We start from the raw sequence: 20,837 nt of genomic DNA, 5'->3' as shown, positions 1-20,837 counted from the left end.
ATTATTTCGTCCCGCCGGTCTTGGAGAGTGGCAGCTTCACGCCGACGCGGTTCGCAGCGCCGATGATGTGCGTACGCATTGCTGCTTCTGCCGCCGCCGGATCGCCCGCCACTAGCGCCTCATAGATGCGCACATGTTCGCCGACATTGATCTCGACGAGATCGTGCAGCGGGTTGGTTAAGCGGGCATAGTGGATCGACTGGCGGATCTGCTCGCAGACAAAAGAGATGAAGGTGTGGATGTAGCTGTTGCCGGTCGCCCGCGCGATCTCGCGGTGGAATAGCAGGTCGGCGTCGATGCTGCCTTCTTCCCAGCGCTCCTCGCCGCCCATGCGGTCGAGCGCCGCCTTGATCGAATCGAGATGCTCCTGCCCGCGCCGCGCCGCGGCGAGCGCCGCCGACTCGGCCTCGAGGATGCAACGCAGCTCGAACAGCCGCTCCATATTGTGGGTGTCCTTGAGCGCCTCGCGGTCGATGCGGATCGCCGCCCTTTGCTGGGGCGCCAGCACGAAGGCGCCGATGCCTTGCCGCGCCTCGATCATGCCGTCCGCCCTCAACTGGGCAATCGCCTCGCGCACCACATTGCGGCTGACGCCGAACTTCTCGGAAAGCTCCTGCTCGGTCGGCAGCCGCGCGCCGGGATTCAACTCGCCGGATTCGATCTCGCGGCTGAGGAAGGCCGCGACCCGGTGCGGCAGGGTTTCGACGGTGCCGATGGCGGCCAGTCTCTGCTTCATAAAAAACGCTCCGTCGAGGGCAGCAGGCAGCCGGGGTTCATCACCCCTTTAGGGTCGAGCGCAGTCTTCAGCGCGGCAACCATGCGGCGATGCGCCGGCGAAAGCCCGGCCCAGAATTCTCGGGCACGGCTGCGGCCGATGCCGTGCTCGGCGCTGATCGAGCCGCCGAGGCCGACGGCGATGTCGTAGAGTCCGGCCGTGATTTCTTCGCCGCGCACCCGCGCTTCGCCATCAGCGAGATCGAGCGGCGGCAGCACATTGAAATGGATGTTGCCGTCGCCGGCATGGCCATAGGCCAGTGCAATCCAGCCCGGATATTCGGTGGCGACGAAGCGGCGGGCGCGCTCGACAAGGGCAGGGATATCGGAAATGCGCACCGAGAGATCGGTGCGCACGTGGTAGCCGCGCTTCGCCTGGCCCTCGACCAGTCCCTCGCGGATCGCCCAGAAGGCCTTAGCCTGCGCGTTGCTGGTCGCGAGGACTGCGTCGGCCACCAGGCCGCCTTCGATTGCATCGGTTAGAAAACTGGCGAGCACGCCGTTGAGGTCGATGGTCGGTCCGGAGGACAATTCGATCAGCGCATGGACGGGTCCTGCGACAGGCGCCGTCATTCCAGGATCGACCAGCCGGGCCAAATCGATGCATTCCGAGCCGATGATCTCGAAGGCGGAAATCAGATCGGAGCAGGCGCGGCGCGCTCGGTTGAACAGGCCGATGGCCGCTTCGAACGAGATGAGGCCGAGATAGGCGGTCTCGACACGGGCAGGCTTCGGGAACAGCTTGACCTCCACACCGGTAATGATGCCGAGCGTGCCCTCGGAGCCGATGAACAGCTGCTTCAGGTCATAACCGCTGTTGTTCTTGCGCAGCCCGGAAAAGCCGTTCCACAGCTCGCCATCGGCCAGAACAACCTCCAGCCCCAGGATCAGGTCGCGCGCCATGCCGTAGCGCAGCACGTTGACGCCGCCGGCATTGGTCGCGGCATTGCCGCCGATCTGGCAACTGCCTTGTGCGCCGAGCGCCAGTGGGAACAGGCAATCTTCGGCCTCGCTTGCCTCTTTGATCGTCTGCAGCACGCAGCCTGCGTCCGCCTGAAGTGTGAAGTTCGCGCGATCGATCCGGCGGATGGCGTTCAGCCGCTCCAGGCTGACGACTATAACGCCGGCGCTGGTGTCATCGATGGCGCCCGAAACCAAGCCGGTGTTGCCGCCCTGTGGAATGACGCCGAGCCCCAACTCGCCGCACAGACGCATCAGCGCCTGCACCTCCGCCACCGACGCGGGGCGCAGCACGGCCAGCGCGCTGCCTCGATAGTCGCCGGCCCAATCGCCGAGATACTTCGCCATTCCAGCAGTGTCGGCGGTGAGACCGCTCGGCCCCACTGCGTCTTCGAGGACGCTGAGGATTTGCGGTGAGAGGCTGCGAATGGTCATCAGCGGCGCAATCGATGAGGCGATAGGGTGATGTATATCATCCTACAACTTCGATAGAGTCAATCCAAAGCGAGCGCTGCCAAGCAAAACGGTGGATAAATCTGGAGGGACCTCGGGTCGGCCGCGAGGCGTGCGCTAAAGGTACTGCGCGACCTTCTTGCCGACGGCGAGGAAGCGCAGCGGATCGACCGCCTCGCCGTTGTGGCGCACTTCGTAGTGGAGATGCGGACCGGTCGAGCGGCCGCTGCTGCCGGTCTTGCCGATCACGTCGCCGGCGGCGAGCTTCTGGCCAACCGTCACGTCGATCTCGCTGAGGTGGCCATAGCGCGTCGCAAAGCCGTTGCCGTGGTCGACCTCGACCATGCGGCCGTAGCCGCCGTTCCAGCCGGCCTTGGTGACGATCCCGGCAGCGGTGACCTTCGCCGGCATGCCGATCGGCGCCCTGAAATCCATTCCCGTATGCAGGGCGGCCGTGCCGAGGATCGGGTCGGTGCGCACCCCGAACGGGCTGGTCACAGTATGGCCCGGCGCGGGATTGCTGAGCGGCAGCTTGCGCGCCTCTTTCTTGACTTGATCCAGCGCATCAAGAGCTTCATCCAGCTCTTTGACTTTGCTGTCGAAGATCATCGAAGAATCGAGCGGCACCAGCGGTCCGCCGACATCGTTCTTGTCGAGCTCCGTGTCGGCCGGCAGCCCGGCGGCTTGCAGCGCCTGCGAGATCGCGTCGGCGTTGCGGTAGGCATTATCCGCAAGCGTGGTGATACGGGTGAGCTGCTGGTTCTCGATGGCCTTGAGCGAAGCGTTGATCGACACGAAGAGCTTGTCGGCACGATCCGCCGCCGTTTCGTTGTCTAGCGGGTCGGAGCGTGTCGACCACAGGGAGAATGGCCTCGTGTCGCCGGCGCCCAACGACGCGACGGAGTAGGTCGGGACCTGCGAAAGACCGCCGGTGATCTCGGCGCGCTCGTCGGGTTTAGTCGCGGTGGCATTGGCTGCGGCGGGCACATCGCCGACCTCGCTCTCGGCGCGTTCGAGGATCGGCCCGAGCCGGCCGTGGCGCTGGCTGAGCTGGGTCTGCCTGGCCAGCAACTCGCTGACCTTGGTCTCCATGAGCTGCTGGTCGAGAAGCTGGCGGCTGGTGATGCGATCGACCTGGGCGCGAAGCGCGGAGATGCGATCCTCATAGGCCTGCTGCATGCGCACCTGCCTGGCCGTGGTGGCGCCGATCAGGTCATCGCGCAGCACCAGGTAGGAGGTGGCGAGCAGATAGCCGATGGCGATCGCCGCCAGCGCCGACCCGACGAAGGCGGCAAGCCACGGACGGATGGTGAAATGCCGGATCTCGTTCCCCCGCGCGATAATGACCGTATGGGGCTCCTTGCGCCTGCCGAAGACCGCTGACTGACCGTTTGGATTCACGGGACCAAGCTTTCGTTACGACTCCAACGATAGCTCGATTACACATTATTAGGGTTAACAAAGCTTTGCTGGCCGCGATGTCGGCTTAACCAATTCCCGCAACGCGGGTGGCAGGTTGCAGGGAAGGAGGCCAGCAAATCGCGGAAGCTTTGGGTCTGCCCCGCTTCAGAGCGCGCGCACCGCCTCCAGCACCTCTTCGGCATGGCCCTTGACGCGCACCTTGCGCCAGATGCGGGCGATGCGTCCGTCCTGGCCGATCAGGAAGGTGGCGCGCTCGACACCCATGTACTTGCGGCCGTACATCGTCTTCTCGACCCACAGATGATAGGCCTCGATCGCCTTGCGCTGCTCGTCGGCGACGAGATCGAGGGTGAGATCGTATTTCGCCTTGAATTTGTCGTGTTTCTTGACGCTATCGGGGGACAGCCCGATGACCACGGCGCCGGCCTTCTCGAATTCCGGCTTCAGCTGCGAGAAGCCGATCGCCTCGTTGGTGCAGCTTGTGGTGTCGTCCTGCGGATAAAAGTAGAGTACGACAGGTTTTCCCCGGATCGCGGCGAGGCTGAGGGAGCCGCCGCCGTCGCGCGGAAGATCGAATTGCGGCGCAACGTCGCCCACGTCGAGTTCAGCCATGTCGATGCCCTTGTTTGCGGTTACGCGCGGATCGAGCATCGATATAACGTGAGGCGGGGATTCGTCCACGACGAGTACGTTTACAACGGAATATTGCTTGGATCAGGAGCAACCGCAGCACGAGAAGATCAGGTTCAGGCGGGACGAGATCACCGACCTGGGAGCTTTTCCGTCCGCTTGCAGCGTGCCGCCGCTCGGCCGTGCTTCGGTGCGCCGGCGCTTCCGCATCCTCGGTCGGGTGTTCGCCGGGCTCTGCGCGTTGGTGCTTCTGGCGGCAATTGGCGTCTATGTGCTTGGCACGTCAGGCATCGGCACCGAGCGACTTCGCGCCGAAGCCGAGACGGCCATCGAGAAGCTCGCAGGCGTCGATCTCAACGTCACCGTTGGGCCGGCGCGGTTGACGCTCGATGGGTCGAGCTTCGTCGCTCTGCAGGTCAGCGACGTCAGCTTGAAGACGGCCGACGGCAAGCCGATGGCCGACGTCGGGCGCGTCCGCTTCGGCATGCGCCTGCTGCCGCTGCTATCCGGCGAGGTCAAGCTCACCAGCGCCCGGTTCTCCGACGCTCGCATCATGGTCGCCGCCATGCCGTCCGGGAGCGGTGATTGGACTGCGGCTTTGCGCAACGAGGATGGCCTGGTCGATCCGGAGAAAGTATCGGCGGCGGTGTTTGGCGGCGTCAACGCGGCGCTGGATGCGGTGCGCGCGGAATCGATGCGCCAGATCGACCTCCGCAACGTCGAGTTCGAATTGCCGCCGGGCGGATCGGTCAGGCGTGTGACCGTCGCCGAGGCCACTGTTGGGCAGACGGGCACAGGCAGCATGGAACTGTCTTCAAATGCCGATGTCGACGGCCGGCATGTCAGCCTGAGCGCCTCCGCGGCGCGCGATCCGAGCGCCAGGCGGATAGCATCGCTGGACGCCGCCCTCGCGATAGCCGACGTCGGCGTAGCGCCCGCTCAGGGAAGCTCCAGTGGCGGGAACTTCGCCGCCCAGGGCGGCAAGCTTGGTTCTGTTGCGCTGAAGCTTTCGGGCGCCGAGGCGTCCGGCGACACGCCGTCGCGGCTGACGGCGTCGCTGTCGCTCGGCGGCTCGGTGCTCGATCTCGGCTCGCGCGGGCTGCTGCCGGCCGACGTCGATGCCAGGGCCACATTGGTCGCGGGATCAAACAAGGTCTCGGTCGACAAATTGCTGATCAGGACCGGCCGCTCGACATTCGATTTCTCAGGCTCGATCGGGCCGAAACCGGCAGCCGCGGGCGAGGAGCCGTCCTACCGCTATGACCTTGTCAGCGACGGCTCGACGCTCGCGCCTTCGGAATCGCCGGAGCCGGCGCTTCAGTTTCTTGCCCGGGTCGCCGGCGTCTACCAGACCAAGAGCCGCAAGCTCGTCGCCGAGCAGATCGGCGTCCGCTCCGGGGGTTCGAGCGACGTGCTGGGCACGGCGTCGCTCGCCTTCATCGACAATGGCCCGCCGGGTGTGTCGCTGTCGCTCAATGTACACGACATGCCGGTTTCGCATGTGAAGCAGTTGTGGCCCTGGTTCTCTGCCCGCAACGCGCGGCTTTGGGTGCTGGACAACCTGTTCGGCGGCCGTGTGGTCGACGCCAACCTGCAGTTCCAGGTCGTTCCTGGGCGGCTCGGCAACGGCGTTCCGCTTTCCGGCGACGAGGTGTTCGGCCGCTTCCAGGTCGAGGGCTCGCGCTTCGATACTGCGGGGCGCATTCCGCCGATCCGCGATGCGGTCGGTGTCGTTGCCTTCCACGGCAACGATGTCGATATCACGCTGTCCTCGGGCAGCGTTTTTATGCCGAGCGGCCGCACCGTGGCGGCAAGCGGGGGCACACTGACGATCAAGCAGGCGAATGTTTCGCCCGTGATCGGCTCTCTCGACATCGATGTCGCTGGCGAAGCCACGGCGATCGCCGAACTCGCCTCCTTTGAGCCGATCAACGCCATGCGCCATGTCGGGCTTGCGCCTGAGGATTTGAGCGGCACCGTCACCGGGCATGTGCGGGCCGACATTCCGCTGACTTCCGGCGTCGATACCTCGAGGCTCGACTGGCTGGTGGCGCTGGACTACCAGGATCTTTCCTTAGCCAAGCCGTTCGAGGACCAGATGGTGACCGAGGCCGACGGGTCGATCACCGTGAGCCCCGACCGTGCGGTGATATCGGCGAAGGCGAAGCTGAACGGCATTCCAGCCGAGCTCGACCTGGTCGAGCCGCTCGAGGACAGCGGCCCGCCGCGCAGCCGTAAGGTCGCGCTGGTGATCGACGACAAGACGCGCGCTGCAGCAATGCCCGGCCTGTCGCCGCTGCTTTCCGGAACCATCAAGGTGGCGATCGACAAGAGCGGCGAGGGCGTCCAGAACGTGTCGGCCGACCTGACCAACGCAAGGCTCGACATCCCCTGGGCAGGATGGAGCAAGGGTGCCGGCATTCCGGCCAAGGTCACCTTCACGATGGCAAAGTCCGGCAGCACGACCACGCTGTCCGACTTCGATCTCGATGGGAAGAGCTTTTCGATCGACGGCGATGTGACACTGGTCAACGGGGCGCTGTCCTCGGCCCGGTTCAGCAAGGTCGCGCTCAACAGAGGAGACGACGTCGCGGTCTCGGTCAAACGGTCGGGCAAAAGCTATGCGGTCAACGTCAGCGGCGACTCTCTCGACGCCCGCTCGCTGATCAAACAGTTCACCACAGACGTCGATACAGCCACAAAAGGCGCCGGCGCCGACGCGATCTCGGTCAGCGCCGACGTGAAGTCGCTGACCGGCTTTCACGACGAGGTGCTGTCGAACCTCAAGCTGAATTACAGCGCTGCCGGCTCCCGGGTGAATGGTCTCGATGTCAGCGCGACGGCGAGTTCGGGTGCCGCCATTGCCGTCCGAAACACCACCGGCGACGGCGGCCGGTCCCTCAGGATGAAATCGGCCGATGCCGGCGCTATCCTGCGCTTCCTCAACATTTACGAGCATATGGAGGGCGGGGCTATCACGCTGTCGCTGGCGGGCGACGCCGACGGGCCAATGAAGGGCCAGGTCGACGCCAGCAATTTCTATGTCGTCAACGAGCCGAAGCTTGCGTCGATCGTGTCGACCAGGCCGGCCGGCGATACGCGCAGCCTCAACCAGGCGGTCAAGGCCAACATCGACACCTCAAGGGTGCAGTTCGAGCGCGGCTATGCCGAGATCGACAAAGGCTCCGGCTATCTCAGACTGGCAAACGGTCTGTTGCGCGGTCCGCGCATCGGCACCACCTTCCAGGGCACGCTCTACGACCAGGACAACAATATGGACATGACCGGCACCTTCATGCCGGTCTATGGGCTGAATCGCATCTTCGGCGAACTGCCGCTGTTCGGCCCGCTGCTCGGCAACGGCCGCGACCGCGGCCTGATCGGCGTCACCTACCGGCTGCGCGGCAACGCCAACAAGCCGACGCTCAACATCAATCCGCTGTCGGTGGTGGCGCCGGGAATTTTTCGCTCAATCTTCGAATATCGGTGATGAGGCCGACTAGATCGGCCGCACCAGAACGTGCTTCTTCCTGCCGAACGAGAGCTTCACTACACCTTCCGCGCCCAGGTCCTCAAGCGTCACCACGCGCCGGTCGTCGGTCACCACCTGGTCGTTGAGGCGCACGGCGCCGCCCTGGACGTGCCGGCGCGCTTCGCCATTGGAGCCGGCGAGTCCGGCGGTGACGAACAGCGACAGGATTCCGATGCCGGCCTCGAGATCAGCCTTGGCGACGTCGATGCTGGGCAGCGTGTCGGCGAGCGCGCCTTCCTCGAAAGTCTTGCGCGCGGTCTCTGCAGCCGTTTCGGCCGCCTCGCGGCCATGCAGCATGGCGGTGATCTCGGTGGCGAGAATCTTCTTCGCCTCGTTGATCTCCGAGCCGCCGAGCTTTTCGAGGCGCGCGACCTCGGCGAGCGGCAGTGTCGTGTAGAGCTTCAGGAAGCGCCCGACATCCGCATCCTCGGTGTTGCGCCAGTACTGCCAGAACTCGTAAGGCGACAGCATATCGCCGTCGAGCCAGACAGCGCCGGAGGCCGACTTGCCCATCTTGGCGCCCGACGAGGTGGTGAGCAGCGGCGTTGTCATCGCAAACAGCTGCACGCCTTCCATGCGATGACCGAGATCGATGCCGTTGACGATGTTGCCCCACTGGTCGGAGCCGCCCATCTGCAGCCGGCAGCCGACGCGCTTGTAGAGCTCGACGAAGTCGTAAGCCTGCAGGATCATGTAGTTGAATTCGAGGAACGACAGCGACTGCTCGCGGTCGAGCCTGAGCTTTACGGAATCGAAGGCCAGCATGCGGTTTACGGAGAAATGCCGGCCGACATCGCGCAGGAAATTGACGTAGTTGATCTCCATCAGCCAGTCGGCGTTGTTGACCATCACCGCGTCGCCGTCGCCGCTGCCGAATTTGAGGTATGGCGCGAAATTGCGGCGGATGCCGACGAGATTGCTCTCAATGTCCCCAGGCGTCAGCAGCTTGCGCGCCTCGTCCTTGAAGGAAGGATCGCCGATCATCGAGGTGCCGCCGCCCATCAGCGCGATCGGCCGGTGGCCGGTCTGCTGCAGCCAGTGAAGCATCATGATCTGGATCAGCGATCCGGCATGCAGGCTCTTCGCCGTCGCATCGAAGCCGATATAAGCGCTCACCGTTTCCTTGGCGAAAAGCTGGTCGAGGCCGGTTTCATCCGAAATCTGGTGGATGAAGCCGCGCTCGCTCATGATGCGCAGGAAATCGGACTTGAAGGCGGACATCTTTTCTTCCCGGAGATCGCACGGCATTTGGCCGAGCTTGACGTGAAGGGGCGCGTTTAGCATCCAAGCGCGATCAGCAAAAGTGGTTTCCGGTTTTGCGTAGGATCGCGCTTCAAGAGGCAAACAGGTGATCAGCAAAAGTGGTTTCCGGTTTGCGTGGGATCGCGCTTCAACGGGCAAATGGGCGATCAGCAAAAGTGGCTTGGGGCTTTGCGTGCTATCGCCGCATCCTTGCTTCGCCTCTTTTGCTGGCGTAATGAGGCGCCCGCGCAAGGGCAGCACGCCCCGACGCGCCGCGACGGGGCTATCCCGCAGATCAGATCGGACAAGCTCCCGCGATGAACAGGAACTATCTCCTCCTCTTTCTGTTCAGCATCCTGATGACCGTCAGCGGGCTGGCAAGCCTGCCGCCGATCGACCGCGACGAATCCCGCTTCGTCCAGTCGACCAAGCAGATGGTCGAGACCGGCGACTACATCGACATCCGCCTGCAGGATGTGACGCGCTACAAGAAACCGATCGGCATCTATTGGCTGCAATCGGCGGCCGTCGTATTGAGCGGTGAGGGGGCCGAAGCGCCGATCTGGGTCTATCGGCTGGTTTCGATGCTCGGCATTGCGCTCGCCGTCGTGGGCATCGGCTGGACGGGCACAAAACTCTTCGGCGCCAATGCCGGCCTTGCCGCCGGCCTGATGATAGCCGCCATCTTCGCCACCGCCTTCGAAGGCCGCGACGCCAAGACCGACGCCATGTTGCTCGCCTGCTGCGTGGCCGCGCAAGGCGCGTTGGCGCAGGTCTATCTGGCCGCCCGCCGCAAGGAGCCGATTGCCGGCCACCTCCCATGGATCTTCTGGATCGCGCAGGGACTGGGAATTCTGATCAAGGGTCCGGTCGCTCCGCTGTTGTCGCTGCTGACGGCCGGCGCGCTGTTCGCCTTCGAACGCGACTGGCGCTGGCTTTTGAAGCTGAAGCTGGTGCGCGGCGTCGCAATCGTGCTCGTCATCGTGTTGCCCTGGATCATCCTCATCAGCTGGAAGAGCGGCGGCGCCTTCTTCCAGGAGGCGGTCGGCAAGGACATGCTGAACAAGGTGGCGCAAGGCGAGGAATCGCATGGCCTGCCGCCGGGCTTCTATATGCTCACCTATTCGCTGTTCATGTGGCCTTTCGGCCTGATCGCGGTCGGCGCCGGGCTGCAGGCCATCAACCGCTTCTGGGACGACCCCCGCCTGCGCTTCTGTCTCGCCTGGTACATCCCCTTCTGGCTGGTGTTCGAGGCGATCCCGACCAAGCTGCCGCATTATGTGCTGCCGGCCTATCCCGGCATGGCGCTGCTGATCGGCTGGCTGCTCACCTTGCCGGAAGACAAGGCCAATGCGCCGCTCAAGCGCTGGCAGAACTGGCTGTGGTGGTCGACCGCCTTCGGCGTCGTCGTCGTGTCGATCGGGCTAGCCGCAGTATGCATAGGCGCGCCGCTCTATCTCGCAAAAGCCTTTTCCTGGTGGAGCATTCCGGCGGCAATCGCCGCGCTCGTGACCGGCTATCTGGCTTTCCCGCGCCAATTGCAGGTGCCGCTCGAACGCATCGCGGCGATCGCGATCGGCGCGGGCGTAACGTTCAGCCTGCTGTTCGGCGTGATTGCGCCGTCGCTGAAGCCGATCTGGCTGAGCCCGGCCATCAAGGCAGCCGTCGATGCCAACCGTCCTTGCGACACCACGGTGCTCGCCTCGTCCCCCTATCACGAGCCGAGCCTGGTGTTCCTGGTCGGGACCAAGACCGTGCTGACCGACGTCGATGGCGTGGCAAAGCACCTGCTGGCCGATCCGACCTGTGCGCTGGGACTGGTGCCGGTCAAGGAGGAGCAAAAGCTCAACGAGCTGGTTGCCGGGCAGGGCAAGTCGGCGAAGCGACTGACCGAGATCGACGGGCTCAACTATTCGTCAGGAGACAAGCTGGCGCTCGGCCTTTATCGAGTGGCCCAGTGAGGAATAATGTCGGAGCTCGAAGTTCCCTATAGAGCCATGTCCGCCGTTTCTTTTTACCGCCGTTCGCTCGGCAACTTCCTCGTCACGACGCGCATCGTGCAGCGGCGTTTTGCAGTGCGTCCCGCGCGCTATCCCGAGATTCCCTGGCTCGTCTGGGTCTCTGCATGGCTTCTGCTGGCCATAGCCATTGGCCTCACCCTGGACAGCGCAGCCGGCAGGATGCGCGGCGGGTGGACGCCAGGCTTCGTCCGTTTCACCGACTTCTTAACGGATTTCGGCCTGGGCGGCTGGTATCTCATCCCCGCCGCTCTCTGCCTCGTCGCAGCCAACCTGACGGACTGGCGACGGCTTTCCAGGTCGTCGCGTCTGCTCGTCTACAATTGGACCTGCTTCGCTTTCCTGGTGCTTTGCGCGGTTGGTCTTTCCGGGTTGGCCGTCAACTTACTGAAATACGGCATCGGCCGGGCCCGGCCGCTCTATTTCAACGATTACGGGGTGCTGTCGCTGCATCCCTTCGCCATGGATGCGCGCTTCGCCGGCTTTCCGTCCGGCCATGCCACGACGATGGGGGCGGTGTTCGGCGTCCTCTTGCTGCTGTTTCCAAGGCGCTGGCACATTGCGCTTGCGCTCACGGCCTTGATCGCTTCGACGCGCGTCTTCGTCGGCGCGCATTATCCGAGCGACACAGTGGCCGGCTTTGGGCTCGGCCTAGCCTTTGCGATCGCCGCAGGGTTGGTCTTCGCGCGGCTCGGTTTCATCTTCCGGCGGCCGTCGTCGACCAGACCCGTGCCCAAGCGCACGTTCCGGCTGCTGTCTTCCAGTGGATCCAAGGGTAAAACATCGTTGGCGAGGCGGAGCCGCGAGCAATTGTCGGCTGACCGCCCGTAGAGCTATTTGGTCTCAGGTTAGCCCGAAATCTACCTCAGCCGCTTCGGCCGGGGATCGGCGAGCTCGCCGGCCAGACGCCGGTCGAGGTAATCGGCGCATTCGTCGATCAGCAGTTCGGCGTGGTTGGCGAAGAAATGGTTGGCGCCGGAGATAGTCTTCTGGGTGATGGTTATGCCCTTTTGCGTGTGCAGCTTGTCGACCAGCGTCTGCACGTCCTTGGGCGGCGCCACCTTATCGGCATCGCCATGGATGATGAGGCCGGACGACGGGCAGGGTGCCAGGAACGAAAAATCGTAGGTGTTGGGCTGCGGGGCGACCGAGATGAAGCCCTCGATCTCGGGCCGGCGCATGAGCAGCTGCATGCCGATCCATGAGCCGAAGGAATAGCCCGCGACCCAGCAGCTCTTGGAATCCGGATGCAGCGACTGCACCCAGTCGAGCGCAGCGGCCGCGTCCGACAATTCGCCGGTACCGTGGTCGAACTCGCCCTGGCTGCGGCCGATGCCGCGGAAATTGAAGCGAAGCGTGGTGAAATCGCGCTTCTGGAACATGTAGAAGAGGTCGTAGACGATCTTGTTGTTCATCGTGCCGCCGAATTGCGGGTGCGGATGCAGCACAATGGCGATCGGCGCGCTCTTTTCCTTGGAAGGCTGGTAACGGCCCTCCAGGCGACCAGCCGGACCGGCGAAAATGACCTCAGGCATAAAATACTCCACGTGGCATACGAAGGCGCGAGCCCGGACTCTTCCTTTGGCCCATTCTGTGGCCTTGACGCCGGGCAAGCGTCTTCCTAGAAGCTAGTTTAGAATTGTTCAAAACTGGGTGCCGAGAACGCATTTTCTCGGCCGCCCGCGCCGCAAGCCGGGTAAATAGGACGGCTCGCCTTGCAATTTCAAGGAAATAACGCGCTGTCCTCGCGGAATGGCTGCTGACAGGATCGACTGAAGGAAAATGGCCGCAACTCGCGCCTATCTCGACTACAACGCCAGCGCACCTCTCATGGCAGAGGCGCGGTCGGCGGCGGTCGCGGCGCTCGATGCCGCCAATCCGTCGTCGGTTCACAGCGAGGGCCGCGCGGCGCGGCGGCTGATCGAGGATGCCAGGCGTGACGTGGCAGGGCTGGTCAATGCCAGGCCCGAGCACGTCGTGTTCACCTCCGGCGCGACGGAGGCCGCATCGACGCTGCTTGCTCCCGACTGGCAGATGGGGCGCGGCTCTGTCCGCATCAGCCACCTCTATGTCTCGGCCGCCGATCATCCCTGCATTCTGAATGGCGGGCGGTTCTCGGCGCCGCAGGTGACGAGGATCGGCGTCGATCGAGACGGCATTGCCGATCTCGAGGCGCTGACTACGGCGCTCTCCGCGCATGACAAGGCTGCCGGCCTGCCGCTGGTGGCGATCCATGCCGCCAACAACGAGACGGGGGTGATCCAGCCGATCGGACGCATCGCCGAGATCGTCAAGGAAGCGGGCGGCGTGCTGGTCGTCGATGCCGTGCAGGCGGCAGGACGGATTCCGATCGACATGTCAGCCGGTTATGCCGATTATCTGATCCTTTCCTCGCACAAGATCGGCGGCCCGAAGGGCGTCGGCGCCATCGTCGCCCGGGCCGATCTGATGATGCCGAAGCCGCTGATCAAAGGCGGCGGCCAGGAAAAGGGCCATCGCGCCGGCACGGAGAATCTTCCCGGCATTGCCGGTTTTGGTGCCGCGGCGCGGGCAGCACTCGCCGGCCTGGAAGACATGGAAGCGGTCGCGCGCCGTCGCGACAAGGTCGAAGCCATCGTCCGGGAGCTCGTCCCTGATACGGAAATCTTTGGAGCGGCAGCGCCAAGGCTTGCCAATACGACATTCTTCGCTATTCCCGGCGTCAAGGCCGAGACGGCGCAGATCGCCTTCGATCTCGCCGGTGTTGCGCTGTCGGCCGGTTCCGCCTGCTCGTCGGGGAAAGTCGGGCCAAGCCATGTGCTGAAGGCGATGGGCCACGGCGAGAGCCTTGGCGCATTGCGCGTCTCGATTGGCCGCGCCACCGGCGCCGAGGAAATCGAGGCGTTCCGGGCGGCTCTGGCGGGCATAGCCGCGCGTCGGGCTGGAAAAGAAAAGGCTGCCTGACGGCGGCAGGGCATCGGACAAGAGATCCCGGGCGGCTCTTGAAATCCGGTGCTCGAAAGACGAATTCAGGCCATCCGGCCTGGTAAAGCCGTGCGTTTCGTTTGGACGGGTGAATTTCCGGCCGGAACGCACTATATGGAGCTTACTCCGCAGCCGAGTCCTTCCTGGGGCGCGTTTGTGCGGTGCCATAGTTTGAAAACTGCCGGGCCTTGACCCCGGCGTGGATGGAGAACGCTTATGCCTGCTGTGCAGGAGACGATCGATCGAGTCCGAAAGATCGACGTCGACCAGTATAAATACGGATTCCAGACAGAGATCGAGATGGACAAGGCCCCCAAGGGCCTGAGCGAAGACATCATTCGCTTGATCTCCGAGAAGAAGGGCGAGCCGGACTGGATGCTGGAATGGCGTCTGGGCGCCTATAGGCGCTGGCTGACGCTGGAAGAGCCGACCTGGGCGCGCGTCCACTATCCGAAGATCGACTTCCAGGACATCCACTATTACGCGGCGCCGAAGAGCACGCCGGGACCGAAGTCGCTGGACGAGGTCGATCCCGAATTGCTCAAGGTCTACGAGAAGCTTGGCATTCCTTTGAAGGAGCAGGAGATCCTCGCCGGCGTGCAGAAGACCGACGCTTCGGAGCTGGAGGAGGCCAACGACAACGTCTACAAGTCCGGCCGCGTCGCGGTCGACGCCGTGTTCGATTCCGTGTCGGTCGTCACCACCTTCAAGAAGGAGCTGGCTCAGGCCGGCGTTATCTTCTGCTCGATCTCGGAAGCGATCCGCGAGCACCCTGAGCTGGTGCAGAAATACCTGGGCTCGGTCGTGCCCACTTCCGACAATTTCTACGCCACGCTGAACTCGGCCGTGTTCACCGACGGCTCCTTCGTCTTGGTGCCGAAGGGCGTGCGCTGCCCGATGGAGCTGTCGACCTATTTCCGCATCAACGAGAAGAATACCGGCCAGTTCGAGCGCACGCTGATCATCGCCGAGGAGGGGGCCTATGTGTCCTATCTCGAAGGCTGCACGGCGCCGCAGCGCGACGAGAACCAGCTGCATGCCGCGGTGGTCGAGCTGATTGCGCTCGACGATGCCGAGATCAAATATTCGACGGTGCAGAACTGGTATCCGGGCGACGCCGAGGGCAAGGGCGGCATCTATAATTTCGTCACCAAGCGCGGCGATTGCCGCGGCCATCGTTCGAAGATTTCGTGGACGCAGGTCGAGACCGGCTCGGCGATCACCTGGAAATATCCGAGCTGCATCCTTCGCGGCGACGATTCCAGCGGCGAGTTCTATTCGATCGCGGTGTCGAACGGCTATCAGCAGGTCGACAGCGGCACCAAGATGATCCATCTCGGCAAGAACACGTCGAGCCGCATCATCTCCAAGGGTATTGCCGCCGGCTTCTCGCAGAACACCTATCGCGGCCAAGTCTCGGCGCACCGCAAGGCGACCAACGCCCGCAACTTCACCAACTGCGATTCGCTGCTGATCGGCGACCAGTGCGGCGCGCACACCGTGCCCTACATGGAAGCCAAGAACGCGACGGCGAAGTTCGAGCACGAGGCGACGACGTCGAAGATATCCGAGGACCAGAAGTTCTACGTGATGCAGCGCGGGATTCCCGAGGAAGAGGCGATCGCACTGATCGTCAACGGCTTCGTCAAGGACGTCATCCAACAGCTGCCGATGGAGTTCGCCGTAGAGGCGCAGAAGCTGATCGGGATCTCGCTGGAAGGCAGCGTGGGCTGACTAAATGGAACGGCGCTCCTGGAAATTCTTCGAGCGTATCCAGAGTTTGATAGTCATCGTTCTGATGCTCTTGTTGACGCTGGCTATTGGAGGTGCCGTGGTGGCTTTAATAGGCGCGATATTTGGCTTGAGTTCGGTAAGGAATGTTGGTGGTTCGATTGCGACCCTAGGCGCGGTAGGTTTTTTTGGCTGGATGATCGTTACTGGCGATCTTGCGGGCGCTCTTCTGGGGAAATCTCGTCAAGGACCCGGCGTCGAGGACAACAAGAACACGAAAGTAGAAGATAATGCTTGAGATCAAGAATTTGCATGCCCGCATCGTCGAGGACGGCACGGAGATCATCCGCGGCCTGAACCTGACGGTCAAAGCCGGCGAGGTCGCCGCCATCATGGGCCCGAACGGTTCGGGCAAGTCGACGCTGTCCTACATCCTTGCCGGCCGCGAGGACTACGAGGTCACCGAAGGCGACATCCTCTACAACGGCCAGTCGATCCTCGAAATGGATCCGGCCGAACGTGCCACCGCCGGCATCTTCCTCGCCTTCCAGTATCCGATGGAGATACCGGGCGTCGCGACCATGGAATTCCTGAAAGTCGCGATGAACGAGCAGCGCAAAGCGCGCGGCGAGGAGCCCCTGAAGGTTCCGGAATTCCTGAAGCGCGTGAAGGACGCCGCCGCTTCGCTCAACATGGACATGAACATGCTGAAGCGGCCGCTCAATGTCGGCTTCTCCGGCGGCGAGAAGAAGCGCGCCGAAATCCTGCAGATGAAACTGCTCGAGCCGAAGCTCTGCGTGCTCGACGAGACCGATTCAGGCCTCGACATCGACGCCCTCAAGATCGTCGCCGACGGCGTCAACGCGCTACGCTCGCCGGAGCGCGCGATCGTCGTCATCACCCACTACCAGCGCCTGCTCGAGCACATCGTGCCGGACAGCGTGCACGTGCTCTACAAGGGCCAGGTCATCAAGTCTGGCGACAAGTCGCTGGCGCTCGATCTCGAAACCAACGGCTATGCCGGCGTGATCGGGCAAGCCGCGTGAGATGGGGCCAAGTGAGGCAAGAGCAATGAACATGCACGCACAGCCCCAGCGGACGTTGGCCGAAACGGCGCTGATCGACGCCTTCGGCGAGCGGCTGTCGCTGCTGCCCGGCGACGGCGCAGTGATGGTCAAGCGCGACGACGCGATCGAGGCGATCAAGCACGGCCTGCCGACGCGCCGCGTCGAATCCTGGCACTATACGGACCTGCGCCGGCTGCTGACCTCGGTGCCGGCCTTCGAGGCCAACGGCAATGCAAAGGCGCTCGATCCGGTCCTCGATGGTTCGGCCGCTCTGCCCATGCTGAACGGTGTTTCGAGCGCCAAGGCGCCTGCGATCGAAGGCGTCACGGTGCAGCGCCTGTCGGAGAAGCTCACCGACGGCAGTGTCGCGCCGGGGCTCGATCGCTATGGCGCCGATGACGCAATCGGCGCGCTGAACACGGCCTTCGTCGCCGACGGCTATTTCGTCGACATCGCCGACGGCACCGAGCTGGAAAAGCCGATCGAGCTGCAGAACCTGCAGGGCGGCGGCCAGACGCATGTGCGGCTCCTGGCACGTGTCGGTGCCGGCGCCAAGGCAATCATCGTCGAGCGCCAGACGGGCGAGGGCGGCGAAGCCGCGCTCGTCAGTTCGGTCAGCCAGCTCGTGGTCGGCGACGGTGCCGAGGTGACCTGGCTGATCGTGCAGGAGCAGCCGGACACGGCGACGCACCTTGCTCAGTTCAAGGCGCATATTGGGAAGGACGCGAAGCTGACGCTGTTCGTGATGAACGCCGGCGGCAAGCTGGTGCGCCAGGAAGTCGTGGTCAGGACGACTGGTGAGGGCGCCGATTTCAAGCTGCGCGGCATCAACCTTCTGGCCGGCGACACGCATACCGACACCACCATGGTGCTCGACCATGCCGTGCCGCACACCGCTTCGACCGAAGTGATCCGCAACGTTGTGACCGGCAAGGCGCGGGGTGTCTTCCAGGGTCGCATCAACGTCCACCAATACGCGCAGAAGACCAACGCTAAGATGGCGTGCAACACGCTGCTCCTGTCGGACGAGGGTGAGTTCTCGACCAAGCCGGAACTGGAAATCTTCGCCGACGACGTCGTCTGCGGTCACGGCGCGACGGTCACCGAGATCGACCACAACCATCTGTTCTATTTGATGGCGCGCGGCATTGACGAGAAAGCGGCTCGCGGCCTTCTGGTGAAGGCTTTCGTCGCCGAAGTGATCGAGGAACTGGACGACGAGGAGCTAGTCGATGCGCTCGAAGCGCGGCTCGACGCCTGGTTTTCGACGCACGGATAGCGCTTTCACCTTCTCCTACTTGGGAGAAGGTGAATTGGCGCGGAGCGCCAAGACGGATGAGGGGTGCTGGACGGAGTGAGGCGAAGCCTCGAAAGACCTTGTGATGGACCAGAAGATCGAAACCGCTCCCTACGACGTCGAGGCGATCCGCCGCGACTTCCCGATCCTGTCGCGGCAGGTCTACGGTAGGCCGCTGGTCTATCTCGACAACGGCGCCTCGGCGCAGAAGCCGCAGGTGGTGCTCGACACGATCCAGCACGCCTATTCCCAGGACTACGCCAATGTCCATCGCGGCCTGCATTTTCTGTCGAATGCCGCGACCGATGCTTATGAGAAAGCACGCGAGACGGTACGCCGCTTCCTCAATGCGCCGAGCACCGACAACGTCGTCTTCACCTCCAACACCACCTCGGCGATCAACACGGTCGCCTATGGCTACGGCATGCCGAGGATCGGCGAGGGCGACGAGATCGTGCTCTCGATCATGGAGCACCACTCCAACATCGTGCCCTGGCATTTCATCCGCGAGCGGCAGGGCGCGAAGCTTGTCTGGGTGCCGGTCGACGATCTCGGCGCCTTCCATATCGAGGAATTCGAGAAGCGGCTGACGAACCGCACAAAACTCGTCGCCATCACCCATATGTCGAACGCGCTGGGCACGGTGACGCCGATCAAGGAGATCGTGCGCATCGCGCATTCGCGTGGCATTCCCGTGCTCGTCGACGGCAGCCAGAGCGCCGTGCATATGCCGATCGACGTGCAGGACCTCGATTGCGACTTCTTCGTCTTCACCGGCCACAAGGTTTACGGTCCGTCCGGCATCGGCGTGCTCTTCGGCAAGAAGTACATGCTGGAAGCGATGCGGCCCTTCATGGGTGGCGGCGAAATGATCGAGGAGGTGACGGAAGACATCGTCACCTACAACGAGCCGCCGCACCGTTTCGAGGCCGGCACGCCGCCGATCGTGCAGGCGATCGGGCTGGGCGCCGCGCTCGAATATATGGAAAAGGTCGGCCGCGAGCGCATCGCGGCGCATGAGGCGGACCTCAAGAATTACGCGCACGAGCGGCTGCGCGCCATCAATTCGCTGCGCATCTTCGGCGACGCGCCCGGCAAGGGCGCCATCATCTCGTTCGAATTGCAGGGCATCCACGCCCATGACGTGTCGATGCTTATCGACAGGCAAGGCGTCGCGGTCCGCGCCGGCACGCATTGCGCCCAGCCGCTGTTGAAACGCTTCGGCGTGACCTCCACATGCAGGGCATCGTTCGGCATGTATAACACCAGGGCCGAAGTCGACGCTTTGGCCGATGCGCTGGAAAAGGCGCGAAAGTTCTTCGGATGACGATGATGGACGATGTGACCACCACCGCAGAGACCGCGCCGGAAACGGCCGGTAACGGGCTCGTCTCAGCCTCGGCGATCCCCGCCGACGAGCTGGCGAGGCTGACCGACGATATCGTCTCGGCGCTGAAGACGGTCTACGATCCGGAAATCCCGGCGGACATCTACGAGCTCGGCCTCGTCTACAGGATCGACATCGAGGACGACCGGACGGTCAAGATCGACATGACGCTGACCGCGCCGGGCTGCCCGGTGGCCGGCGAGATGCCGGGCTGGGTCGAGAACGCCGTCGGCGCCGTGGAGGGAATTTCTGGCGTCGAGGTCAACATGGTGTTCGACCCGCCGTGGACACCCGACCGAATGTCGGAAGAGGCGCAGGTCGCGGTCGGGTGGTACTAGCCAGCGTCCCTACTAAGGTTGGCTGGCTTGCAGCAAAGGTGAAACTTCACCATCTTAAAGGCAGACTCATTCCGCGGGCCTTGAACCCGCGCGAACGTGGAGAATGACATGGGACGCTTCGCCGTCATCACGATGACCGTCAAGGCCGCGGACCGCGTGCGTGAAATCGTCGCTACGCGCGACAACGCGCATGGGATCCGTCTTGGCATCAAGAAGGGCGGCTGCGCCGGGATGGAATACACGGTCGATCTGGTCACCGAGCCGAACCCCAAGGACGATCATATCGAGCGCGACGGCGCGCACGTCTATGTCGCGCCGGAAGCGGCGCTTTTCCTGCTCGGAACCGAGATGGATTTCGAGCAGACGACGCTGCGAACCGGCTTCACCTTCAGGAACCCGAACCAGAGCTCGGCCTGCGGCTGCGGCGAATCCGTCGAGCTGAAGCCGGCCGATCTCAAGGCGCTGGCGGAGGTGCGCGCTTCAAGCGCTGCTTAGGTGAGCGCCGAGGCATATCGCTGGCGATGTGCCTGCTGTGACCAGGAGTTCACCGGACTTCCCACCGATATAGCCTTTGGCGCACCGGGGAATCCAGACGCGCTTGACGAGGTAGCTCGGTCGACTTTCCGCAAGAACGACGATTTTTGCGTGGTGAGTTACGCCACGGGGCAAACAGACCGCTTCATTCGTTGCCTGCTGCCCTTGCCGGTACCTCAGTTGTCCGAAGAGTTCTGTTTCGGTGTTTGGATGTCGGTCTCGGAAAGAAGCTGGAATGTCTATCGAGCCATGTATGATAGCGGCCAATATGAGGACGAGCTCTGCTTCGGGTATTTGATGCACGACATTCCTGAGTATCCGAGCTCGATGCGCCTGCATGCCAATGTTGTGTTTCAGCCCGGCAATCTGCGTCCCAGGGTTTTTCTGCATGATGCAGACCGCCCCTTGGTCGCCGCGCAGCGCGAAGGGGTAGATGTGAGGCAGATCGAGCGCTGGGTTGCGCTAACCCATCGCTCTTAGATTCAGGC

At 63.4% G+C, this 20,837-nt stretch carries 18 protein-coding genes; 12 read left to right on the top strand and 6 right to left on the bottom strand.

Annotation, left to right across the window (positions count from 1 at the left end; translation table 11 throughout):
* Position 1 precedes the first annotated feature (1 nt).
* The 4 genes from P9230_RS01535 to P9230_RS01520 all read right to left on the bottom strand — a co-directional run bounded on the left by P9230_RS01535 (position 2) and on the right by P9230_RS01520 (position 4,221).
* A complete protein-coding gene (locus P9230_RS01535; protein WP_067328267.1) occupies positions 2 to 736 on the bottom strand; it encodes a FadR/GntR family transcriptional regulator in 735 nt (244 codons plus the stop codon).
* Positions 733 to 2,169: an FAD-binding oxidoreductase gene (locus P9230_RS01530; RefSeq protein ID WP_278117124.1), complete on the bottom strand. Its 1,437-nt coding sequence runs from the start codon at positions 2,167 to 2,169 to the stop codon at positions 733 to 735. The genes P9230_RS01535 and P9230_RS01530 overlap by 4 nt, the downstream gene beginning before the upstream one ends.
* 135 nt (positions 2,170 to 2,304) lie before the next feature.
* Positions 2,305 to 3,588 carry a M23 family metallopeptidase gene (locus P9230_RS01525; RefSeq protein ID WP_278110675.1) on the bottom strand — a complete coding sequence of 428 codons (1,284 nt, stop codon included), beginning with the start codon at positions 3,586 to 3,588 and terminating at the stop codon, positions 2,305 to 2,307.
* A gap of 165 nt (positions 3,589 to 3,753) precedes the next feature.
* Positions 3,754 to 4,221, bottom strand: coding sequence for a peroxiredoxin (locus P9230_RS01520; RefSeq protein ID WP_067328452.1), 468 nt, complete (start codon positions 4,219 to 4,221; stop codon positions 3,754 to 3,756).
* Positions 4,222 to 4,318: 97 nt separating this feature from the next.
* Here P9230_RS01520 and P9230_RS01515 point away from each other — a divergent pair, with 97 nt between their 5' ends.
* Complete coding sequence (locus P9230_RS01515) at positions 4,319 to 7,729, top strand: DUF3971 domain-containing protein (protein ID WP_278117121.1); 3,411 nt, start codon at positions 4,319 to 4,321, stop codon at positions 7,727 to 7,729.
* A gap of 9 nt (positions 7,730 to 7,738) precedes the next feature.
* On the opposite strand, the gene tyrS is transcribed toward P9230_RS01515, so the two are convergent.
* Positions 7,739 to 8,992: a tyrosine--tRNA ligase gene (gene tyrS, locus P9230_RS01510; RefSeq protein ID WP_278117119.1), complete on the bottom strand. Its 1,254-nt coding sequence runs from the start codon at positions 8,990 to 8,992 to the stop codon at positions 7,739 to 7,741.
* A 338-nt stretch (positions 8,993 to 9,330) separates the two neighbouring features.
* Here tyrS and P9230_RS01505 point away from each other — a divergent pair, with 338 nt between their 5' ends.
* A complete protein-coding gene (locus P9230_RS01505) occupies positions 9,331 to 10,974 on the top strand; it encodes a glycosyltransferase family 39 protein (RefSeq protein WP_278117117.1) in 1,644 nt (547 codons plus the stop codon).
* A 6-nt stretch (positions 10,975 to 10,980) separates the two neighbouring features.
* A complete protein-coding gene (locus P9230_RS01500; protein ID WP_206520502.1) occupies positions 10,981 to 11,862 on the top strand; it encodes a phosphatase PAP2 family protein in 882 nt (293 codons plus the stop codon).
* Between the two features lie 29 nt (positions 11,863 to 11,891).
* Here P9230_RS01500 and P9230_RS01495 read toward each other — a convergent pair whose 3' ends face one another.
* The gene (locus P9230_RS01495) at positions 11,892 to 12,566 is read right to left on the bottom strand and encodes an alpha/beta hydrolase (protein ID WP_066995082.1); all 675 of its coding nucleotides are present in this window, start codon (positions 12,564 to 12,566) and stop codon (positions 11,892 to 11,894) included.
* 247 nt (positions 12,567 to 12,813) lie between these two features.
* Between P9230_RS01495 and P9230_RS01490 the strand changes: the two genes are divergently transcribed.
* The 9 genes from P9230_RS01490 to P9230_RS01450 all read left to right on the top strand — a co-directional run bounded on the left by P9230_RS01490 (position 12,814) and on the right by P9230_RS01450 (position 20,829).
* Complete coding sequence (locus P9230_RS01490) at positions 12,814 to 13,974, top strand: cysteine desulfurase family protein (protein WP_127248400.1); 1,161 nt, start codon at positions 12,814 to 12,816, stop codon at positions 13,972 to 13,974.
* Positions 13,975 to 14,211: 237 nt separating this feature from the next.
* Positions 14,212 to 15,729 (top strand): Fe-S cluster assembly protein SufB, encoded by a 1,518-nt coding sequence (gene sufB, locus P9230_RS01485; RefSeq protein ID WP_278117114.1) that lies wholly within the window; start codon positions 14,212 to 14,214, stop codon positions 15,727 to 15,729.
* Positions 15,730 to 15,733: 4 nt separating this feature from the next.
* On the top strand, positions 15,734 to 16,024 hold the full coding sequence (locus P9230_RS01480; RefSeq protein ID WP_095829960.1) for a hypothetical protein: 291 nt from the start codon (positions 15,734 to 15,736) through the stop codon (positions 16,022 to 16,024).
* Positions 16,017 to 16,772, top strand: coding sequence for a Fe-S cluster assembly ATPase SufC (sufC, locus tag P9230_RS01475; protein WP_066995090.1), 756 nt, complete (start codon positions 16,017 to 16,019; stop codon positions 16,770 to 16,772). Before P9230_RS01480 ends, sufC begins: the two co-directional genes overlap by 8 nt.
* Before the next feature lie 25 nt (positions 16,773 to 16,797).
* Positions 16,798 to 18,072: a Fe-S cluster assembly protein SufD gene (gene sufD, locus P9230_RS01470; protein WP_127248399.1), complete on the top strand. Its 1,275-nt coding sequence runs from the start codon at positions 16,798 to 16,800 to the stop codon at positions 18,070 to 18,072.
* 103 nt (positions 18,073 to 18,175) lie between these two features.
* Positions 18,176 to 19,417: a cysteine desulfurase gene (locus P9230_RS01465; protein WP_127248398.1), complete on the top strand. Its 1,242-nt coding sequence runs from the start codon at positions 18,176 to 18,178 to the stop codon at positions 19,415 to 19,417.
* A 5-nt stretch (positions 19,418 to 19,422) separates the two neighbouring features.
* Positions 19,423 to 19,815 (top strand): SUF system Fe-S cluster assembly protein, encoded by a 393-nt coding sequence (locus P9230_RS01460; protein WP_127248397.1) that lies wholly within the window; start codon positions 19,423 to 19,425, stop codon positions 19,813 to 19,815.
* A 108-nt stretch (positions 19,816 to 19,923) separates the two neighbouring features.
* A complete protein-coding gene (gene sufA / locus P9230_RS01455; protein ID WP_127248396.1) occupies positions 19,924 to 20,310 on the top strand; it encodes a Fe-S cluster assembly scaffold SufA in 387 nt (128 codons plus the stop codon).
* On the top strand, positions 20,311 to 20,829 hold the full coding sequence (locus tag P9230_RS01450) for a DUF2199 domain-containing protein (RefSeq protein ID WP_127248395.1): 519 nt from the start codon (positions 20,311 to 20,313) through the stop codon (positions 20,827 to 20,829).
* Positions 20,830 to 20,837 lie beyond the last annotated feature (8 nt).

It is taken from the genome of Mesorhizobium sp. WSM4887 (genome assembly GCF_029625865.1).
In the GTDB taxonomy this organism is placed as follows: Bacteria; Pseudomonadota; Alphaproteobacteria; order Rhizobiales; family Rhizobiaceae; genus Mesorhizobium.
Note: the sequence above shows the minus strand (reverse complement) of the source record. Positions and strands in the feature narration are given on the sequence as shown.

Bases quoted from the DNA above. Each gene is read 5' to 3' on its own strand.
- P9230_RS01535 (WP_067328267.1), bottom strand. From the start codon at position 736: ATGAAGCAGAGACTGGCCGCCATCGGCACCGTCGAAACCCTGCCGCAC.
- P9230_RS01530 (WP_278117124.1), bottom strand. From the start codon at position 2,169: ATGACCATTCGCAGCCTCTCACCGCAAATCCTCAGCGTCCTCGAAGAC.
- P9230_RS01520 (WP_067328452.1), bottom strand. From the start codon at position 4,221: ATGGCTGAACTCGACGTGGGCGACGTTGCGCCGCAATTCGATCTTCCG.
- tyrS (WP_278117119.1), bottom strand. From the start codon at position 8,992: ATGTCCGCCTTCAAGTCCGATTTCCTGCGCATCATGAGCGAGCGCGGC.
- P9230_RS01505 (WP_278117117.1), top strand. From the start codon at position 9,331: ATGAACAGGAACTATCTCCTCCTCTTTCTGTTCAGCATCCTGATGACC.
- P9230_RS01500 (WP_206520502.1), top strand. From the start codon at position 10,981: ATGTCGGAGCTCGAAGTTCCCTATAGAGCCATGTCCGCCGTTTCTTTT.
- P9230_RS01495 (WP_066995082.1), bottom strand. From the start codon at position 12,566: ATGCCTGAGGTCATTTTCGCCGGTCCGGCTGGTCGCCTGGAGGGCCGT.
- P9230_RS01490 (WP_127248400.1), top strand. From the start codon at position 12,814: ATGGCCGCAACTCGCGCCTATCTCGACTACAACGCCAGCGCACCTCTC.
- sufB (WP_278117114.1), top strand. From the start codon at position 14,212: ATGCCTGCTGTGCAGGAGACGATCGATCGAGTCCGAAAGATCGACGTC.
- P9230_RS01480 (WP_095829960.1), top strand. From the start codon at position 15,734: ATGGAACGGCGCTCCTGGAAATTCTTCGAGCGTATCCAGAGTTTGATA.
- sufC (WP_066995090.1), top strand. From the start codon at position 16,017: ATGCTTGAGATCAAGAATTTGCATGCCCGCATCGTCGAGGACGGCACG.
- sufD (WP_127248399.1), top strand. From the start codon at position 16,798: ATGAACATGCACGCACAGCCCCAGCGGACGTTGGCCGAAACGGCGCTG.
- P9230_RS01465 (WP_127248398.1), top strand. From the start codon at position 18,176: ATGGACCAGAAGATCGAAACCGCTCCCTACGACGTCGAGGCGATCCGC.
- P9230_RS01460 (WP_127248397.1), top strand. From the start codon at position 19,423: ATGGACGATGTGACCACCACCGCAGAGACCGCGCCGGAAACGGCCGGT.
- sufA (WP_127248396.1), top strand. From the start codon at position 19,924: ATGGGACGCTTCGCCGTCATCACGATGACCGTCAAGGCCGCGGACCGC.